Origin of the sequence: Streptomyces sp. CB02366 (genome assembly GCF_001905905.1) — a bacterium.
Lineage (GTDB): Bacteria > Actinomycetota > Actinomycetes > Streptomycetales > Streptomycetaceae > Streptomyces.
In genome coordinates this window covers 222114-239080 of the sequence record NZ_LIVT01000002.1, presented here as the reverse complement: position 1 = coordinate 239080, position 16967 = coordinate 222114, and the positions used below count along the sequence as shown (strand labels likewise).

The following is a 16967-nucleotide window of genomic DNA, read 5'->3' as shown; positions in this document are numbered from 1 at the left end:
GCCTCCCCCGCCCCGTTCCCCGCAGCGGCCGTCACGCCCCGCCCGCCCTGTACGAGCCCGGCCGTGCCACCTCCTCGTAACGTCCCTGCGCCCGCCGCGCCCTTCTACGCCGCCACCCCCGCCCCGCACCCCAGCCGGAACGGCTCGCGCTGCGACCAGTCCGCCGGCACGCCCCGCATCACCAGCGCGCTGTCCAGCACCGCGCTGCCCGGCGGGAAGCGGTCCAGGTCCTCGAAGAACGTGGAGCGTACGGAACGGGGCCGGCCCGCCGCCACCTTCCAGGCGTCCGTGGAGAGTTCGAGGACGTCCAGGTGCGTGCCCCCGGCGCGCGGGGAAAGCCCCCGGTTGCCGAGGCGGAAGAACTCCGACGCCTCCGCCAGGTCCGTGAACAACTCGCTGCCGCGCAGTTCGTCGGCGGGCTCCACCGTGGCGTCCACCTCCACCTCCCCGTCCCGGGTCGCGAAGGCCACTCGCACGGCGTCGGCGTCCTCGCGCACCGTGAAGTCCGCGCGGCCGTGCTCGCCCGGGTAGAGCCGACCGCCCGCGAAGGCGTTCAGACGGGAGGCGGTGTCGCGGCGCGGGATGTACACGCCGTGTTCGACGCCGGCCGGCCCGTCCCACTCGACCGAGATCCGGTGCGCCGCGTTCTCACTGGTCAGCCCGGCCGCCGCCGGCGCCCAGCCGGGCCGGACGCCGCCGATCCGCAACAGGCAGATGCCCGCCACCGCCCGGCCGCGCACGAGGTGGGGCCGCAGCGGCGTCGGCAGCAGGGCCGCCGCGATGTGCGGGTCGACGCGGTAGTTCACCAGCAGTCGGCGTTCGATGACGCTGGTGAGCCGGGATCCGATCACGAGGCTTCGCCTTCCGGGGCAGGGCGCCACTTCGTGTGGCGGAGCACGATCTGTTCGGGGCACACGGCGCTCAGGAAGCGCCCCACGCACATGGCGAGCCGCTCCTCGGCGAGGGAGTAGAGGATGCGGTTGGCGTCCCGGCGCTCGGTGACGAGCCCGGCCCCCTTGAGCACGCCCAGGTGGCGCGAGATGGACGGGGCACTGATCGAGAACCGGCTCGCGATCTCCCCGGCGGCCAGCTCACCGCCCCGCAGGTCCTCCAGGATCTGGCGGCGGGTGGGATCGGCGAGCGCGCGGAAGGCGCTCGCCTCGTCTGCGGCGGGTGATTCCATGACGCATGTTTAGCACATGAGCTAAATAGCTAAACAGCCCCCATGGGGGAGCCCCCGCGAGTCACGTCCTCGCGGGGGCTCTCCGGTGTTCCGCCTGCCGGGGTGAAGGTTGAGAAGACGATCACGGGGCAGGGCGTTCGTGGTGTGCCGGCGTCGCCTCAGGGGGCGAGCAGCAGCACGTCCTGCCGCTCCTTGGCGGCGGCGTAGCGCTTCGCCACGTCCTGCCAGTTGACGACCTGCCACATCGCCTCGATGAAGTCCACCTTCTGGTTCTTGTACTGCAGGTAGAAGGCGTGCTCCCAGGCGTCGAAGACCAGGATCGGAACCGATCCCTGGCCGACGTTGCCCTGGTGGTCGTAGACCTGCTCGACGATCAGCCTGCCGCTCAGGGGCTCGTACGCGAGCACGCCCCAGCCGGAACCCTGGGTGGTGGCCGACGCCTTCGTCAGCTGGGACTTGAAGCCCGCGAAGGAGCCGAAGGACTCGGTGATCGCGTCGGCGAGGTCGCCCACGCCGTCCGCGGCCAGGGGCTCGCCGCCGCCGTCGCCGGTCATGTTGTGCCAGTAGATCGAGTGCAGGATGTGGCCCGAGAGGTGGAACGCGAGGTTCTTCTGGAGGCCGTTGATCGCGCCCCACGCCTCCTTGTCCCGGGCCTCCTCCAGCTGCTCCAGGGTGTCGTTCGCCCCCTTGACGTACGCGGCGTGGTGCTTGTCGTGGTGCAGCTCGATGATCTGCGGGTTGATGACCGGTTCGAGCGCCGCGTAATCGTACGGAAGTTCCGGGAGCGTGTACGTGGCCATGATGCGTGCCCTCCGACTGCTGGGAATGCCGTCCAGTTGTTATTGCAACCTATATGCAGGAGCAGGCTAACAGCAGGAGTGCTCCGGGGTGATCAGCCCTTCGGCCTAGGACCCGTCGTCGCGCCGCCGTCATCGCCCGGCGGGCGGCAGGGTGACAACAGGCCCGGGAACCGGCGACGTCGCTTCCCCTCTTCTCCGTTTTGTCGTGCAAAGGTGGTTTGCTCCTTCTCGCGTGCTGCGTATGCCGGCGCGCGTTTGGTCCCGTCGTTCCGGGGGACTCGGCCAAGCAGCCGGGCGGCCGGCGGCGGGACCGCGTGCGCGCCGCCCGCGGCCCGCCCACCCCGCTGATCAGGAGGACTCGATGGCACCCCCCGAAACGCCCAACGGCCCGAACGCCGCCTCGGGCGGCCCTGGAGCGAGCAACCCCGGCGCCCGGGGCCGCGATCCGCGCCTGGCCCCGCCCCGTGCGGACGCGGCGGGGTGGGGGGAGCTCGACGTCCGCGCCGTCGACACCGCGCGGGTGCTCGCCGCCGACGCCGTGCAGAAGGCGGGCCACGGCCACCCCGGCACCGCGATGAGCCTGGCCCCGCTGGCGTACCTGCTGTTCCAGCAGGTGATGCGGCACGACCCGGCCGACGACCAGTGGATCGGCCGCGACCGCTTCGTGCTCTCCTGCGGCCACTCCAGCCTCACCCTCTACATCCAGCTGTACCTCAGCGGGTACGGCATGGAACTGGCGGACCTGGAAGCGCTGCGCACCTGGGGGTCGGCCACCCCCGGCCACCCCGAGTACCGCCACACCCGGGGCGTCGAGATCACCACCGGACCGCTGGGCCAGGGCCTCGCCTCCGCCGTGGGCATGGCCATGGCCGGGCGGCGCGAGCGCGGCCTCCTCGACCCGGACGCGCCCACCGGCACGAGCCCCTTCGACCACCACGTGTACGTCATCGCCTCCGACGGCGACCTGATGGAGGGCGTGACGTCCGAGGCCAGTTCCCTGGCGGGGCATCAGGAGCTGGGCAACCTGATCGTCTTCTACGACTCCAACCACATCTCCATCGAGGACGACACCGACATCTCCTTCAGCGAGGACGTCGCCGCCCGCTACGCGTCGTACGGCTGGCACGTCCAGACGGTCGACTTCACCCGGACCGGTGACTACGTCGAGGACGTCGACGCCCTGCTCGCCGCCGTCGAGGCCGCCAAGGACGAGACCGGCCGGCCCTCCCTGATCCTGCTGCGCACGATCATCGGCTGGCCCGCGCCCACCAAGCAGAACACCGGCAAGGCCCACGGCTCCGCGCTCGGCGACGACGAGGTCGCCGCCACCAAGAAGCTGCTCGGCTTCGACCCGGAGGCCGACTTCGCCGTCGAGGACGACGTACTGGAGCACGCCCGCGCGGTCCGCGAGCGCGGCGCCGAGGCCCACCGCGCCTGGGAGCCCGGCTACCGGGAATGGCGCTCAGCCCACCCCGAACGCGCCGAACTCCTCGACCGGCTGCGGGAACAGCGGCTTCCCGACGGCTGGACCGACAGCCTCCCCGTCTTCGCCCCCGACCCCAAGGGCATCGCCACCCGCAAGGCGTCCGGCGACGTGCTCACCGCGCTGGCCCCCGTGCTGCCCGAACTGTGGGGCGGATCGGCCGACCTGGCGGGGAGCAACAACACCACCATGGAGGGCGAGCCGTCCTTCGTGCCGGAGTCCAGGCAGACCGGCGAGTTCCCCGGCAACCCGTACGGCCGCACGCTCCACTTCGGCATCCGCGAGCACGCCATGGGCGCGATCCTCAACGGCATCGCCCTCCAGAGCCTCACCCGCCCCTACGGCGGTACGTTCCTGATCTTCAGCGACTACATGCGTCCGGCCGTCCGGCTCGCCGCCCTGATGAAGCTGCCGGTCGCCTACGTCTGGACCCACGACTCGATCGGCCTGGGCGAGGACGGCCCCACCCACCAGCCGGTCGAGCAGCTGGCCGCGCTCCGCGCGATCCCCGGACTCGACGTCGTACGGCCCGCCGACGCGAACGAGACCGCCGTCTGCTGGCGCACCGTCCTGGAGCACCACGACCGGCCCGCCGGACTCGCCCTGACCCGGCAGCCGCTGCCCGTCCTGGAGCGGGGTGACGGCGACGGCGCCTACGCCTCGGCCGAAGGAGCCGCGCGCGGCGGGTACGTCCTCGCCGACAGCCGGGGCGACACACCCGACGTCATCCTCGTCGCGACCGGTTCGGAGGTACACATCGCGCTGGAAGCACGGGAGTTGCTGGCCGCCGACGGGCACGACGCCCGGGTGGTCTCGCTGCCGTGCCGCGAGTGGTTCGCCGAGCAGCCGTACGCGTACCAGGACGAGGTGCTGCCGCCCGGGGTCCGGGCCCGGGTCAGCGTCGAGGCCGCCGTCGCCCAGGGCTGGCGCGACGTGGTGGGGGACGCGGGCCGCATGGTCAGCCTGGAGCACTTCGGCGCGTCCGCCCCCTACGAGCGGCTGTACGAGGAGTTCGGCATCACGCCCGCCGCGGTCGCCGAGGCCGCACGGGAGAGCATCCGCGCGGCGGCCGGACCCGTCCGGCCCGGCGGCGAGCGCCCCGGATCGGCCCCCACCGAGGGCGGCACCGGGGACGCCGGCTGAGCGGCCCGCCCCTCGGAGAAGCCACCCCTGCCCGGCCGGCGCCGTGAAGAACCGGCCGTCACCCGAAGAACCGACCGTCTCCATGAAGAGGAGCCCCATGTCCCGCGCACGCACCCCCCGCTACACCGTCCCCGGCCTCGGCGTCGACGAGGGCCGCCAGGTCATCGACCTGCTGACCCCGCGTCTGCACGCCCTCAACGACCTCGCGCTCACCCTCAAGCACATCCACTGGAACGTGGTCGGCCCCCACTTCATCGCCGTCCACGAGATGCTGGACCCCCAGACCGCCGCCGTACGGGACATGGCGGACACCGCCGCCGAGCGCATCTCCGCCCTCGGCGGCGAGCCGAACGGCACCCCGGGCGCCCTGGTCAGGGAACGGACCTGGGACGACTACAGCGTCGGGCGCGCCGACGCCATCGCCCACCTCGGCGCCCTGGACCTCGTCTACACCGGGATCATCGAGGACCACCGCGCGGCGGCCGAGAAGGCCGCCGATATCGACCCCGTCACCGAGGACCTGCTCATCGAGCACCTGCGCGGCCTGGAGCAGTTCCAGTGGTTCGTCCGCGCCCACCTGGAGTCCGGCTCCGGTGCGCTGTCGACCACCGGCGCCGACACCGAGGAGGCGGCGGCCGAGGCCGCGTCCCCGAAGGCGGCCGCCGCCAAGCGCACCCCGGCCAAGAAGACGGCACTGCCCGCTCCGGCGAAGAAGACCGCGAAGAAGGCGGTCAAGAAGACCACGGCGAGCCGCCGCACCACCCGCTGAGCGACTTCCGGCCGCGGGCCCCGGGCCACCCGCCCGGGGCCCGCGGCCGGAAGGCACGGAGCGGGGCCGCCGGAGCGTGCCGGAGGCCGGCGGCCTTCCCGGAGCCGACGTCCGGCAAGCCGGTGGGCCGGCCGGGGAAGCCGAACCCGGGCAGGGCCGCCCTCCACCCCTCCCGGCCGTGCTCCCGCGCGTCGACGACGGCCTCCGCCGCGCACGGAGGCCTTCGCCGTGATCAGGACCGGCCGGCGTCGACCACGCTCGCGATCAATACACCTAGAGGCCCTGCCCCCGCAGATCGTCCCTGGCCTGCGCCGCGATGTCCGGGAAGTCCGTCACCACCGCGTCCACGCCCTGCCCGTAGTGGAAGGCGTACTCCCCGAACGCGTCGCCGAAGGCGTGGGGGTCGGAGCCCCGGCGGTACGCGGCCGGGAGGTACTGGTTCTCCGCCCGGAAGGTGTACGCGCCGACCTTCAGGCCCGCCGCGTGGGCGTCCGCCAGCAGCGTGCTCGGCGGGACCAGCGAGGACTTGTCCGGGCCGATCCAGTCCGCGTACGAGGCGATCTCGCGCAGCCCGGCCGGGGTCGTCATCTCGCGGTAGGTGATCCCGTGGCCGTACGGGCCGCCGCTCGTGCCCAGCGCCTGCCACAGCGGGAGGCCGAGGCGGGCGGCGGCCACCCGGCGCAGGCTGGTGGGCTCGAAGGACTGGACGACGCAGTCGCGGGCGGTCAGCCGGTTCCGGCGGATCACCCGGATCAGCTCCTCCTCCAGCGGCAGCCCGATCGAACGGAAGTACGTCGGGTGCTTGGTCTCCGGGAAGACCGCGATCCGCCGGCCCGACTCCCGCGACAGCCGCCGGGCCAGGTCCACGACCTCCTGGAACGTCATCACCCGGCCCCGCCCGTCGAAGACCGTGTTGCGGTCGCGGACCAGCGGAAGCCGCTCCACCGTGCGCAGCGTCCGCAGCTCGCGCAGTGTGAAGTCCTCGGTGAACCAGCCGGTCACCGCCTTGCCGTCGACCGTCTTCGTGGTGCGGCGGTCCGTGAACCCGGGGTGGTCGGCGACGTCCGTCGTCCCGCCGATCTCGTTCTCGTGCCGGACGACCAGGACGTGGTCCTTCGTCGGGACGAGGTCCGGCTCGATCCAGTCGGCCCCGGCCCGGACGGCGTAGGTGTACGCGTCGGCGGTGTGCTCGGGCCGCCAGCCCGCCGCCCCGCGATGGCCGATGACCAGGGGACCGGAAGGGCGGTGGGGTCGCCGGCCCGCGGCGGGGGCGGCGACCGCCGGGGCGGTGGCCGCGGCGGTCACGGCGGCCGTGGCCAGGAGGATCGAACGGCGCCTGGGGGCAACGGGCATGACGGCTCCTCGGGTGGGGTGAGCCATCACGGAAGCGAGTACGGGTGACGGCCCGGGGTACGGCGACCGGCCCCGCGATGTCCTGTCGGCCACGGATGCGCGCGGCGCCGCCACCGGCCGCCGGGGCCCCGGACGCCGAAACGCCGGGCCCCGCCCCGATCGTACGAGGAGGAGCCCGGCGTCCGTGGAGGCCGTGCGGGAAGGGGGCGGGCTACCGCTGCCGCGCCGGGGCCGCGGCGCCGGTCCCGTCGTCGGTGCCGTCGGCGTCGTCGGCACCCCGCCGGCGCTGGCGTACGAGTCCGACGCCGATCAGCACCACGGTCAGCGCCCCCGTGGCGAGCAGCTGGTCACGGGTGTCCGGCTGGCGCAGCATCAGCAGGAAGATGCCCGCCATGGCCGCCAGGGCGAGGATCGTGCCGACGGGGAAGAACCACATCCGCACGACCAGCGTCCCGGGCGCCTCCCGCTCGGTGCGCTTGCGCAGGATCAGCTGGGAGACGGCGATGAAGATCCACACGACCAGGATCACCGCGCCGATCATGTTCAGCAGCCAGGGGAAGACGTCGTCCGGCCGCCAGTAGCTGAGCAGCACGCACAGGAAGCCGAAGACCGAGGAGAACATCACGGCGTTGCGCGGCACCCCGGAGGAGATCCTGCCGAGCACGGACGGGCCCTGGCCGCGGGCGACCAGCGAGCGGGCCATGCGGGACGCGCCGTAGATGTTGGCGTTCATCGCGGAGAGCAGGGCGATGAGGATGACCACGTTCATGATCTGCGCGGCGCTCCCGATGCCCAGGTGGTCGAGCATCGCGTAGAACGGGCCGACGTCGGCGACCTTCGGGTCGTCCCAGGGGACCAGCGTGACGATGACCGCCATGGAGCCGATGTAGAAGACGGCGATGCGCCACATCGCCGTACGGACCGCCTTGGCGACGCCCCGTACCGGGTTCTCGGACTCGGCCGCCGCGATGGTGACCGTCTCCAGCCCGCCGTAGGCGAAGACGGAGGCGAGGAGCCCGATGATGAAGCCGTCCATCCCCTTGGGCAGGAAGCCGCCGTCCCCCGAGAGGTTGGTCAGGCCGGGCGCGTCCGTGTCGGGCAGCAGGCCGAGGATCGCCAGCAGGCCGAGGACCAGGAACAGCGTGATCGCGCCGACCTTGAGCGCGGCGAACCAGAACTCGAACTCGCCGAAGTTCTTGACCGCCGCCAGGTTCGTCCCCAGGAAGACCACCATGAAGAGGGCGACCCAGGCCCACTCCGGGGTCCCCGGCAGCCAGCCGCTGACGATCTGCGCGGCCCCGATGCCCTCCAGGCCCACGGCGACGCAGAGCAGGAACCAGAAGGACCAGCCCGCGGTGAACCCGGCCCAGGGGCCGATCGCCCGCTCGGCGTGCACGGAGAAGGAGCCGGACGCCGGGTTGGCGGCCGACATCTCGCCGAGCATGCGCATCACCATCATGACGAGCAGGCCGGAGATGGCGTACGCGACGATGATCGAGGGCCCCGCGGCGGCGATGCCCGCCCCCGAGCCGACGAAGAGGCCGGCGCCGATCACCCCGCCGAGGGCGATCATCGACAGGTGCCGCTGTTTGAGGCCGTGGGTGAGCGCGGAGTCCGCCGAGGGGGCGGCGGGGGCCGCGGCGTCAGCGGTGGGGGGAGACGCGGGAGTCCGAGGCATGGACAAGCTCTGTTCGGTAGGCGAGACGGGAGTGGAACCACAGTCTGGGCATCCGCACCGCTCACACGGAAAGAGTGTCCGCTATACGGTCACCAGGCTCACACAAGGTGCACACCCGCCTACCGGTCGGTGAACACGGCGCGGACGCCGTTCCGCGCCCCGCGCCCGCCCGCCCTCCCGCATCCGCCCGGCCGTTCCCCCTTCCGTACCCGTCCGCCCGCCCCGGCCCGCCCGCGGGCGGGCCGTTCGCGTGCTCGCCCCGATCGGCGCCGTCAGGCCCTCTTCCCGCGCTCCCGCCGCCCGCGCCCCAACGCCACCAGCAGGACCAGCGCCGTCGCCCCGGTGGACCACAGCACCTGCGGACGCGCCGCGTCGTCGGTCAGCATCAGCACCAGTACTCCGAGCAGCCCCGCCAGCGTCAGCCAGGTCAGAAAGGGGAAGCACCACATGCGCAGGGACAGCGCCTCGGGGGCCTCCCGCTCCAGCCGGGCGCGCAGCCGCAGTTGCGAGGCGGCGATCAGCGCCCAGACGAACAGCAGCACCGCACCGACCGAGTTGAGCAGGTAGAGGAAGACCGTGTCCGGCCACAGCAGGTTGAGCAGGACGGAGACGAAACCGAAGGCCACCGAGGCCAGCACCGCCCGCCGGGGCACCCCGCCCGCCCGCCCCGGGGAACGCCCTCCCGCCGCGCGCTTCCCGCCCGAGACCTTCAGCAGCCCGCGCGGGGCCTCCCCGCGCTCCGCCAGGGAGAAGATCATGCGGGAGGAGCCGTACAGATTGGCGTTGAGCGCGGAGAGCAGCGCCACGAACACCACGATGTTCATGATCTGCCCCGCCGACGGCACCCCGATCGCGTCCAGCACCTTCACGTACGGGCTCAGCCCGGCCCGCTGCGCGGTCCACGGCAGCACGGTGACGATCACCAGCATCGATCCGACGTAGAAGAAGAGGATGCGCACCACCGCGCTGCGCACCGCACGCCCCACCGCGCGCGCCGGGTCGTCCGTCTCGGCGGCGGCGATCGTGACGACCTCCAAGCCGCCGAAGGCGAAGACCACGGTCAGCACGCCGGAGACGACCCCGCTCCAGCCGTTCGGCAGGAAGCCGCCCCGGCCGGTCAGGTTGGCCGTCCCGACCGGATCGGTGTCCGGGAGCAGGCCGAGGACCGCCAGCAGCCCGAGCACCAGGAAGACGACGATCGCGCCGACCTTCAAGGCGGCGAACCAGAACTCGAACTCCCCGAAGTTCTTCACCGCCGTCAGGTTCGCCGCGGTGAAGACCACCATGAACAGCAGGACCCACGCCCAGGGTTCGACGGCCGGAACCCAGCCGTGGGCGATCTGCGCGGCGGCCGTCGCCTCCACCGCGAGGACCACCACCAGCAGGAACCAGTACAGCCACCCGACGCTGAACCCGGCCCACCGTCCCAGCGCCCGCTCGGCGTGCACGGAGAACGAACCGGAGGCGGGCATCGCCGCGGACATCTCGCCCAGCATCCGCATCACCAGCATCGCGAGCGCCCCCGCGATCAGATAGGACACGACGATCGCGGGCCCCGCCACCGCGATGCCGGCGCCCGAGCCGACGAAGAGGCCGGCTCCGATCACCCCGCCGAGCCCCAGCATCGTCAGATGGCGCTGCTTGAGCCCGTGCGCCAGCGGCTCGGGCGGCGGGGCGGCCGTCGGGACGGGAGGAGGGGTGGGGGAGGGAGGAACCTCGGGCATGGGGGAGGGATCACTCTCGGATCAGCGGGTCGTGCGAGGGCGGCCGGCCGGTGGGCCGGGGCCGCGCGGCCGTCGTTCGGGGGCGATCAGAGCGAACTGATCGTTTATGGGGAAGCTACAGTCTCGCCTTCCGGCGCCCTCCTCGCCAAAACGCGCCGACAACGCCCTCACCTCCGTGACGCGTGTCACGCGCGAACGGGATTGCGGCGCGGTCTTTGTGTGAATCCCACCAAGCCATCAACCGCCGCTTTGTGGGCGGCTGATGGTGATCGAGCGTGGGCCCGTGGGCTAACGTCGGCGGGAGCCCGACCCCACCCTGCACGGCGGGGGCCGCCCAGGCCCGACCGCCCTCACCCGCGGAGTCCCGATGAGCACTGCTGCCGCCCCCGTCCGCTCCGGAGCGGTCCTCGCCGACCTGCTGCCCGCGGCCCGCCACCGCTACGCCGTGGACGCGGCCCTGGTCCTCGGCGGCGCCGCCCTGACCGGCATCGCCGCCCAGATCGCCGTGCCGGTCCCCGGCTCCCCGGTCCCGGTCACCGGCCAGACCTTCGCCGCGCTCCTCATCGGCACCGCCCTCGGCGCCCGCCGGGGCTTCCTCTCGCTCGCCCTGTACGCCCTCGTGGGCATGGCCGGCGTGCCGTGGTTCGCCGAGGCGTCCTCCGGCTGGAGCATGCCGTCCCTCGGCTACGTCTTCGGCATGCTCCTGGCCGCCACCGTCGTCGGCGCCCTCGCCCGGCGCGGCGGCGACCGCTCGGTGCCGCGCACGGCGGGCACGATGGTCCTCGGCTCCGCGATCATCTACGCCATCGGCGTGCCCTACCTCGCCCTGTCCACGGGGATGTCGCTGAGCGCCGCCGTCGCGGCCGGCCTCGTCCCGTTCCTGATCGGCGACGCCCTCAAGGCGGCTCTGGCCATGGGCCTGCTGCCCACCACGTGGAAGCTCCTCGGCCACCGCGGCTGACCCCCCGAGGGCTCAGCTCTCGTACGGGCCCCCGAAGAGGCCCGCCGGATCGTACTGGGAGACCAGACCGGCGAGCCTCTTCGCCGTTTCCGGCTCGTGGAGACCGGCGGTGCGGTCCCCGCCGCCGAAGGAGAAGTTCAGCGACCGCCCCAGCACCAGCGGCCCCAGCACCCCGGCCACCTCCCCGTACAGCGAGCGCACCGCCGCCACGTCCGTACCGTCCAGCGGCGACAGGACCCGCAGCAGGAACCCCGCGTCCCGGTGGGGGACCGCGCTCGCCGTCTCCGGCCGCTCGGCCAGCGCGCCGCCGAGGTGGTTGAGCTGGACCACGGTCATCATCGGCGCGCCGGGCCCGGTCGCCTCCAGCACCCGTGCGGCCCTCTCGGCGTCCAGCTCCCGCAGCATCAGCCCGTCCCCGTAGTACGCGTGCGGGAACGGCGGGTCGTTGTGGATGGTGGGGCTCTCCGCGTACGGCATCTCCCGCAGCGAGTCCGCCAGAGCGGGGCCGATCGCCCGCAGCGGGGCCACCAGCCGCTCGCCCTCGGCCGCGTCCCCCGTGAAGGCGACCCGCACCGAGACGACGTACCGCCCCCGCAGCCCCTCGGGAAGCTGCGGCATGTCCGGGTAGACCAGCGCGGCCAGCGAGGAGGTCAGCGTCCGGGGCACGGTCCTGGTCCACTCCAGATAGGCCGCCACCACCTCGGCGGCCCGCTCCCCGTCGAACGCGATCGAACCCCCGTACAGCCGCTCCACCGCCACCAGACCGATGTCCAGGGCCGTCACCACCCCCAGCCGGTGGCCGCCGCCGCGCAGCCCCCAGAAAAGCTCCGGCTCCCGCTCCGGGGTGACCCGGCGCAGGACGCCGTCGGCGGTCACCACCTCCAGCGCCCGGACCCGGTCGGCCGCGTACCCGAACTCCCGGGCCAGGATGCCCAGTCCGCCGCCCAGCGTGTACGAGACGGCGCCCACCGAGGGCGACGAGCCGTTGAGCGGGGCGAGGCCGTGCGGGGCCGCGGCGGCGGCCACCGCGCCCCAGGTCGCGCCCGCGCCGACCCTGGCGGTGCGGGCGACCGGGTCGACGGTGACCGGGTCCAGGGCGCCGGTGGCCACGAGGACCCCGCCCTCGATCGCGCCGGCCAGCCCGTGCCCGGTGGCGTGCGCGGTCACCCGGAGCCCGCGCTCGGCGGCGTACGCCACGGCCTCCCGCACGTCGGCGGCGGTACGGGCCTCCACCACCCGGCCGGGACGGATCGGGAAACCGGTCTGGAAGCTGACGGGGACGGACCCCTGGGCCGAGGACGGGGACCGGTGCTGGGACGACATGGGAAAGCTCTCCTTCGCTCGCGTTTCTGCGGTGCGAGGGAGAGCTTCCCCGGCATACCTGACAACCTCCGTCAGGTATGGATCACGCGGGTGCGGATCGCGTACGGACCGGGGGTGTCACCCCGCGACGGCCTTACGGCCGCGCCACTCGCGTACCAGCGAGACGCCCACCACCAGGGCCGCGACCAGAAGCGACAGCACGACCTGCTCGCGGGCGGCGTCGTCGGTCAGCATGTAGACCAGGACGAAGGAGATCATCGCGATCGTCGCCCAGGTGAGGTACGGGAAGAGCCACATCCGCACGACCAGCTTGCCGGGGTTCTCGCGCAGGATGATCCCGCGCATCCGCAGCTGGGTGAAGCAGATGACCAGCCACACGAAGAGCGCGACCGCCCCGGAGGAGTTCAGCAGGAACTGGAACACCGTGTCGGGCCACTGGTAGTTGAAGAACACCGCCACGAAGCCGAAGACCACCGACGACAGGATCGCCGCCTGCGGCACGCCCCGCCGGTTGACCTTGGCGAAGGACTTCGGCGCGTCGCCCCGCTCGCCGAGCGAGAACGCCATCCGGGAGGCGGTGTAGAGGCCGGAGTTGAGGCAGGACAGCACGGCCGTCAGCACGATGAAGTCCATGACCTGGCCCGCGTGCGGGATGCCGATCGAGTCGAGGGCGGCGACGTAGCTGCCCTTCTCGACGATCGAGGGGTCGTTCCACGGCAGCAGGGTCAGCACCACGAAGATCGAGCCGAGGTAGAAGACGGCGATGCGCCAGATCACGCTGTTGGTGGCCTTCGAGACGGCCCGCTGCGGGTCCGTGGACTCCCCGGCGGCCAGCGTCACGATCTCACTGCCCATGAACGAGAAGACGACCATCAGCACACCGGTGAGGATCGCGCCCGGGCCCTCGGGGAAGAACCCGCCGGAGTCCGTCAGATGGGCGAGGCCCGACCCCGGGTTGTCCGACCCGGGCAGGAACCCGAAGACCGCGAGGAGGCCGACGACCACGAACGCGCCGATCGCCACGACCTTGATCCCGGCGAACCAGAACTCGAACTCGCCGTAACTGCCCACCGAGACCAGGTTGGTGGCGGTCAGCACGACCATCACGATCAGCGCCCAGGCCCACTGCGGCACCCCGGGGATCCAGCCCTCCAGGATCTTCGCGCCCGCCGTGGCCTCCACCGCGAGCACCACGACCCAGAAGAACCAGTAGAGCCAGCCGATGGAGAAGCCGGCCCACCGGCCGAGCGCCTGGTCGGCGTAGGCGGAGAAGGAGCCCGAGCTGGGGCGGGCGGCCGCCATCTCGCCGAGCATCCGCATCACGAGGACGACCATCAGACCGACCATCGCGTACGAGATGAGGATCGCCGGGCCCGCCGCCGCGATGCCCGCGCTGGAACCGACGAAGAGCCCGGCGCCGATCACACCGCCGATCGCGATCATCGAGAGGTGGCGGTTCTTCAGGCCTGCCTGAAGCCCGTCCGACGAGTCCGGCCGGCCCGGCTCACCGGGCTCTTGGCCCGGCTTCGCCAGCGTCGTCTGCGACGTCATGGGGGGAGTCCTTTACGTTTTCGAACCTGAGGGTGCGCCCTGCTCCGCGGTGGGGTGGTGCGAAGACAGGGCCACGCATTGAAGCCCGGAAAGGGGCAGAAGCGGAACCCCCTCTTCCAGATCATTTGCCCGATCGTTGCCCGCGTGGCGTCGACCACACCGCGCGCGGCGGGCGGGAAGCCCGGACCCCGCTGACGGTTACCCGCCGAAGTTCGTGCCACACTTCCCACCATGCGCGTGTACCTCGGATCCGACCATGCCGGTTACGAACTCAAGAACCACCTCGTCGAGTGGCTCGGCACCCACGGCCACGAGGCCGTCGACTGCGGCCCCCACATCTACGACGCCCAGGACGACTACCCGCCGTTCTGCCTGCGCGCCGCCGAGAAGACGGCGGCCGACCCGGACAGCCTCGGCATCGTGATCGGCGGCTCCGGCAACGGCGAGCAGATCGCCGCCAACAAGGTCAAGGGCGTCCGCGCCGCACTGGCCTGGAGCGAGCAGACCGCCGCCCTCGGCCGCGAGCACAACAACGCCAACGTCGTCGCGATCGGCGGCCGGATGCACACGGTCGAGGAGTCCACGAAGTTCGTCGAGATCTTCCTCTCCACCCCGTACTCGAACGAGGAGCGCCACACGCGCCGCATCGAGATGCTCACGGCGTACGAGAACACCGGCGAGCTGCCCCCGGTCCCGGCCCACCACCCGCAGCAGGACTGACCTCCCGCCGCACCCCCCGCCTTCCCGTGCCGCCGGGTCCCCGACCCGGCGGCACGGCCGTGTCACCGCCCGCCACCAGCGCCACAGGGAGCAGCCCGCCGTGCCCGAGGGACACACCATCCGCCGCCTCGCCGACGACCACGCCGAACGGTTCGTCGGCGCACCGGTCCGGGTGAGCAGTCCCCAGGGCAGGTTCTCCGACAGCGCGGCCCTCCTCGACGGGCGCACCCTCACCGCCGCCGACGCCCACGGCAAGCACCTCTTCCTCGGCTTCGGCGAAGCCGGCTGGGTCCACATCCACCTCGGCCTCTTCGGCAAGCTCGGCTTCGGCGCCGCCCCGCCCCCGCCGCCCACCGACACCGTCCGGCTGCGCCTCGTCAACACCGGCCACTACGCGGACCTGCGCGGCCCCACCGCCTGCGCCCTGATCACCGAGCCCGAGAAGCGCGCGATACACGAGCGCCTGGGCCCGGACCCGCTGCGCGGCGACGAGGACGGGGAGCGAGCCTGGCAGCGGATCTCCCGCAGCCGCACCACCGTCGCCGCCCTGCTGATGGACCAGAAGGTCATCGCCGGCGTCGGCAACGTCTACCGGGCCGAGGTCCTCTTCCGCCACGGCATCGACCCCTACCGGACGGGCCGCGACCTCACCCGCGCCGAATGGGACGCCCTCTGGGCGGACCTGGGGGAGCTGATGCGCGAGGGCGTGGCGAACAACCGGATCGACACCGTCCGGCCCGAACACCTCCCCGAGGCCATGGGCCGCCCGCCCCGCGAGGACGACCACGGCGGCGAGGTCTACGTCTACCGGAGGGCGAACCTGCCCTGCCACATCTGCGGTACGCCGATCCGCACCGCGGACCTCGTCTCGCGCAACCTCTTCTGGTGCCCCCGGTGCCAGCCCCCGGGCCTCCCCGGTGGAGAAAAAGGCTGAAAACCACTCGAAGAAGGCCGCCGGGAACGTGCGGGCGATCCCTTTTCGCGCATCTTGTCACCGGGGCCCCCTGCACCGGAGGCGTCCGGGTGGATAGGGTCCGGGCAGTGGCCCGCAGCGGAGGAGTAGACGACTTCTGGGCCCGGTGGCGCAAGAACGTGCACCGGGTCCGCAACGGGCTGCGCAGATCCGGGGTCGACTACTTCCGCGGCGACGGCTCCGACTGGATCGCCCTGGCCGGTCTGCTGCTGACGATCCCGGCCATCACCCTCGCCACCGTCGTCAGCCCCGTCTGGTTCGACCCCGCAGCCCTCGCCCTGCCCATCGTGGCGGGCGGCCTGCTGCTGCGCCCCGCCAGCCTGCTCGGCCTGTACGCGACGGCCGCCGGCGCACTGATCGCCGAGGCGCTCACCCTGGGCCCCTACCTGGAGGGCCCCGCCCGGGTCACCCCGGGCACGGTGCTGGTGGTCGCCGCCTGCGGGTTCTTCGGGCTGGTCCTCGCCCAGTTCCGGGCCCGGGTCGGCGTGCCCTGGCGGCGCGGCGGCACGATGCTCTTCGACCTGCGCGAACGCATCCGGGTCCAGAGCTCCCTGCCCCGGCTGCCCCAGGGCTGGCACCGCGAGATGGCCCTGCGCCCGGCCGGCGGCCAGTCGTTCTCCGGGGACTTCGTCGTCGCGGCCCGCACCCACGGGGGCCGCACCCTGGAAGCCGTGCTCACCGACGTGTCCGGCAAGGGCATGGACGCGGGCTCCCGGGCCCTGCTGCTGTCCGGCGCCTTCGGCGGCCTCCTCGGCTCGCTGCCCCCGCACGCCTTCCTGCCGGCCGCCAACGGCTACCTGCTGCGCCAGGACTGGGACGAGGGCTTCGCCACATCGATCCACCTGGTGCTGGACCTGGAGTCGGGCGACTACGAGATCTACTCCGCGGGCCATCCGCCCGCCCTCCAACTGCACGCGGGCAGCGGCCGGTGGGAGGAGAAGTCGGGGGAGGGGCCCCTGCTCGGCGTCTACGACGGGGCCGAGTTCGACGCGGTGAAGGGGTCGCTCGCGCCGGGCGATGTGCTGATGCTGTTCACCGACGGCCTCGTGGAGGCGTCCGACCGGGACATCGCCGAGGGCATCGACCGGCTGACCGGCGAGGCCGACCGCTATGTCTCCACCGGCTTCGAGGGCGCGGCCTGGCACCTCATCGAGGCGTGCGCCAAGGACGTCAACGACGACCGGGCCCTGCTGCTGCTCTCCCGTCGGGCCTGAACGGCCGCGGCCGCCCCGCTCGGCCGGTAGCCCGCGACCGCCGCCGTCTCCTCGGGTCCGGACCGCTTCCGGCACGGTCGCCGGGGCCGGGG

The 16967-nt window shown here is 72.9% G+C and carries 14 protein-coding genes; 6 read left to right on the top strand and 8 right to left on the bottom strand.

The features are described 5' to 3' along the window. Positions 1–104: 104 nt before the first annotated feature. From AMK24_RS06755 to AMK24_RS06745, 3 genes are all read right to left on the bottom strand, one after another. The gene (locus AMK24_RS06755) at positions 105–851 is read right to left on the bottom strand and encodes a DUF2071 domain-containing protein (protein WP_073766068.1); all 747 of its coding nucleotides are present in this window, start codon (positions 849–851) and stop codon (positions 105–107) included. Next, positions 848–1183 carry a metalloregulator ArsR/SmtB family transcription factor gene (locus tag AMK24_RS06750; RefSeq protein ID WP_073766066.1) on the bottom strand — a complete coding sequence of 112 codons (336 nt, stop codon included), beginning with the start codon at positions 1181–1183 and terminating at the stop codon, positions 848–850. Before AMK24_RS06750 ends, AMK24_RS06755 begins: the two co-directional genes overlap by 4 nt. Positions 1184–1341: 158 nt before the next feature. After that, positions 1342–1983, bottom strand: coding sequence for a superoxide dismutase (locus tag AMK24_RS06745; RefSeq protein ID WP_073766064.1), 642 nt, complete (start codon positions 1981–1983; stop codon positions 1342–1344). 361 nt (positions 1984–2344) lie between these two features. Here AMK24_RS06745 and tkt point away from each other — a divergent pair, with 361 nt between their 5' ends. Both tkt and AMK24_RS06735 read left to right on the top strand, forming a co-directional pair. Continuing rightward, positions 2345–4609 carry a transketolase gene (gene tkt, locus AMK24_RS06740; RefSeq protein WP_073766062.1) on the top strand — a complete coding sequence of 755 codons (2265 nt, stop codon included), beginning with the start codon at positions 2345–2347 and terminating at the stop codon, positions 4607–4609. A 97-nt stretch (positions 4610–4706) separates the two neighbouring features. Beyond that, positions 4707–5378, top strand: a complete 672-nt coding sequence (locus tag AMK24_RS06735; protein ID WP_073766060.1) for a Dps family protein — start codon at positions 4707–4709, stop codon at positions 5376–5378. A gap of 273 nt (positions 5379–5651) precedes the next feature. On the opposite strand, the gene AMK24_RS06730 is transcribed toward AMK24_RS06735, so the two are convergent. The 3 genes from AMK24_RS06730 to AMK24_RS06720 all read right to left on the bottom strand — a co-directional run bounded on the left by AMK24_RS06730 (position 5652) and on the right by AMK24_RS06720 (position 10133). Further along, positions 5652–6731 (bottom strand): glycerophosphodiester phosphodiesterase family protein, encoded by a 1080-nt coding sequence (locus tag AMK24_RS06730; protein ID WP_073766058.1) that lies wholly within the window; start codon positions 6729–6731, stop codon positions 5652–5654. Positions 6732–6942: 211 nt separating this feature from the next. After that, positions 6943–8409 carry an amino acid permease gene (locus tag AMK24_RS06725; RefSeq protein WP_073766056.1) on the bottom strand — a complete coding sequence of 489 codons (1467 nt, stop codon included), beginning with the start codon at positions 8407–8409 and terminating at the stop codon, positions 6943–6945. A gap of 272 nt (positions 8410–8681) precedes the next feature. Then, the gene (locus AMK24_RS06720; protein ID WP_073766054.1) at positions 8682–10133 is read right to left on the bottom strand and encodes an amino acid permease; all 1452 of its coding nucleotides are present in this window, start codon (positions 10131–10133) and stop codon (positions 8682–8684) included. 367 nt (positions 10134–10500) lie between these two features. On the opposite strand from AMK24_RS06720, the gene AMK24_RS06715 reads away from it, so the two are divergent. Continuing rightward, positions 10501–11094, top strand: a complete 594-nt coding sequence (locus AMK24_RS06715; protein WP_073766052.1) for a biotin transporter BioY — start codon at positions 10501–10503, stop codon at positions 11092–11094. A gap of 12 nt (positions 11095–11106) precedes the next feature. Here AMK24_RS06715 and AMK24_RS06710 read toward each other — a convergent pair whose 3' ends face one another. Together AMK24_RS06710 and AMK24_RS06705 are read right to left on the bottom strand one after the other, a co-directional pair. Beyond that, positions 11107–12417, bottom strand: coding sequence for an FAD-binding oxidoreductase (locus AMK24_RS06710; protein ID WP_073766050.1), 1311 nt, complete (start codon positions 12415–12417; stop codon positions 11107–11109). A 117-nt stretch (positions 12418–12534) separates the two neighbouring features. Then, complete coding sequence (locus tag AMK24_RS06705) at positions 12535–13968, bottom strand: amino acid permease (RefSeq protein ID WP_073766048.1); 1434 nt, start codon at positions 13966–13968, stop codon at positions 12535–12537. A gap of 231 nt (positions 13969–14199) precedes the next feature. Here AMK24_RS06705 and AMK24_RS06700 point away from each other — a divergent pair, with 231 nt between their 5' ends. The 3 genes from AMK24_RS06700 (at position 14200) to AMK24_RS06690 (ending at position 16875) form a co-directional block, all read left to right on the top strand. Beyond that, positions 14200–14688 carry a ribose-5-phosphate isomerase gene (locus AMK24_RS06700; RefSeq protein WP_073766046.1) on the top strand — a complete coding sequence of 163 codons (489 nt, stop codon included), beginning with the start codon at positions 14200–14202 and terminating at the stop codon, positions 14686–14688. Positions 14689–14788: 100 nt separating this feature from the next. Beyond that, positions 14789–15622, top strand: coding sequence for an Fpg/Nei family DNA glycosylase (locus AMK24_RS06695; protein WP_073766044.1), 834 nt, complete (start codon positions 14789–14791; stop codon positions 15620–15622). Positions 15623–15729: 107 nt separating this feature from the next. Further along, entirely contained in the window at positions 15730–16875 is a 1146-nt protein-coding gene (locus tag AMK24_RS06690; protein ID WP_073766042.1) for a PP2C family protein-serine/threonine phosphatase, read from the top strand. Positions 16876–16967 lie beyond the last annotated feature (92 nt).